The following is a 306-nucleotide window of genomic DNA, read 5'->3' on the forward strand; positions in this document are numbered from 1 at the left end:
CTTCACCAGTGACCTGGTTGAAGTTGATGCCCTTGGGGTAGAAGTCCCGGATCAGGCCGTTGAGGTTCTCGTTCGATCCCCGTTGCCAGGGTGAGTGCGGATCACAGAAATACATCTCGCATCCCGTCGCGATGGTGAATCTGCGATGCTGCGCCATCTCTGGCCCCTGATCCCAGGTGACCGTCTTCACGAACTCGGAGGGCAAGGAACGGATCATGCGCTGCATCAACTCGATCACCGTCATCGATTCCCGTGTTCCGGGAAGCCTCCCGATCAGCGCGAACCTGGTCTGCCGCTCCACTAACG

Annotated in this window: 1 protein-coding gene; it reads right to left on the reverse strand. The window is 58.8% G+C overall.

Going from position 1 to position 306, the window contains the following annotated elements; all coding sequences use genetic code 11:
- On the reverse strand, nucleotides 1-306 hold a 306-nt coding region (locus CH42_RS00195; protein ID WP_156322416.1), incomplete at both ends, for an IS30 family transposase.

This window comes from Leucobacter musarum subsp. musarum, from assembly GCF_001273845.1.
GTDB classification, from domain to species: domain Bacteria; phylum Actinomycetota; class Actinomycetes; order Actinomycetales; family Microbacteriaceae; genus Leucobacter; species Leucobacter musarum.